This window comes from Micromonospora sp. NPDC051924 (genome assembly GCF_055586005.1).
In genome coordinates this window covers 1-1,591 of sequence record NZ_JBVJJA010000103.1, presented here as the reverse complement: position 1 = coordinate 1,591, position 1,591 = coordinate 1, and the positions used below count along the sequence as shown (strand labels likewise).

Here is a 1,591-nt window from a genome sequence, read left to right as displayed (position 1 = left end):
CGAACCGTGGATGACCTTCGGGTCTGAAGTGGGGAGCGTGGGAACCTGGCGGGTAGTAGTCAAGCGATGGGGTGACGCAGGAAGGTAGCTGATCCCGGCCGGTGGTTGTGCCGGGGTAAGCGTGTAGGCCGTACCGTAGGCAAATCCGCGGTGCATATAGGCTGAGACGTGATGCCGAGCCGATTCAGGTGAAGTCAGTGATCCTATGCTGCCGAGAAAAGCCTCTAGCGAGTTCTGAGCGGCCCGTACCCCAAACCGACACAGGTGGTCAGGTAGAGAATACCGAGGCGATCGGGCGAACTGTGGTTAAGGAACTCGGCAAATTGCCCCCGTAACTTAGGGAGAAGGGGGGCCGGAGACGTGAAGCCCCGCGCGGGTGGAGCGTTGTATGGCCGCAGAGAGCAGGGGGAAGCGACTGTTTACTAAAAACACAGGTCCATGCGAAGAAGTAATTCGATGTATATGGACTGACGCCTGCCCGGTGCTGGAACGTTAAGGGGACCTGTTAGCTCTTCGGGGCGAAGCGGAGAACTTAAGCGCCAGTAAACGGCGGTGGTAACTATAACCATCCTAAGGTAGCGAAATTCCTTGTCGGGTAAGTTCCGACCTGCACGAATGGCGTAACGACTTCCCCACTGTCTCAACCACAGGCCCGGCGAAATTGCACTACGAGTAAAGATGCTCGTTACGCGCGGCAGGACGGAAAGACCCCGGGACCTTTACTATAGCTTGACATTGGTACTTGAGTTAGCTTGTGTAGGATAGGTGGGAGCCGGTGAAGCTCTAACGCCAGTTAGGGTGGAGGCAATCTTGAAATACCACTCTGGTTGATTTGGGTATCTAACTTCGGACCGTTATCCGGTTCAGGGACAGTGTCTGGTGGGTAGTTTAACTGGGGCGGTTGCCTCCTAAAGGGTAACGGAGGCGCCCAAAGGTTCCCTCAGCCTGGTTGGCAATCAGGTGTTGAGTGCAAGTGCACAAGGGAGCTTGACTGTGAGACTGACAGGTCGAGCAGGGACGAAAGTCGGGACTAGTGATCCGGCACTGGCATGTGGAAGCGGTGTCGCTCAACGGATAAAAGGTACCCCGGGGATAACAGGCTGATCTTCCCCAAGAGTCCATATCGACGGGATGGTTTGGCACCTCGATGTCGGCTCGTCGCATCCTGGGGCTGTAGCAGGTCCCAAGGGTTGGGCTGTTCGCCCATTAAAGCGGTACGCGAGCTGGGTTTAGAACGTCGTGAGACAGTTCGGTCCCTATCCGCCGTGCGCGTAGGATACTTGAGAAGGGCTGTCCCTAGTACGAGAGGACCGGGACGGACGAACCTCTGGTGTGCCAGTTGTCCCGCCAGGGGCACGGCTGGTTAGCTACGTTCGGAAGGGATAACCGCTGAAAGCATCTAAGCGGGAAGCTCGCTTCAAGATGAGGTATCCCACCACTTTCGAGTGGGTAAGGCCCCCAGCTAGACGACTGGGTTGATAGGCCGGAAATGTAAGCCCGGTAACGGGTTCAGTTGACCGGTACTAATAGGCCGAGGACTTGACTACTAAGCTGCTACGCGTCCACTGTGCAACTCCCGACAAACGAACAA

At 56.4% G+C, this 1,591-nt stretch carries 1 rRNA gene (cut by a window edge); it reads left to right on the top strand.

Annotation, left to right across the window (positions count from 1 at the left end):
- Positions 1 to 1,547 (top strand): 23S ribosomal RNA (locus tag ACZ6S5_RS34745); it begins 1,661 nt to the left of the window's first position.
- Positions 1,548 to 1,591 lie beyond the last annotated feature (44 nt).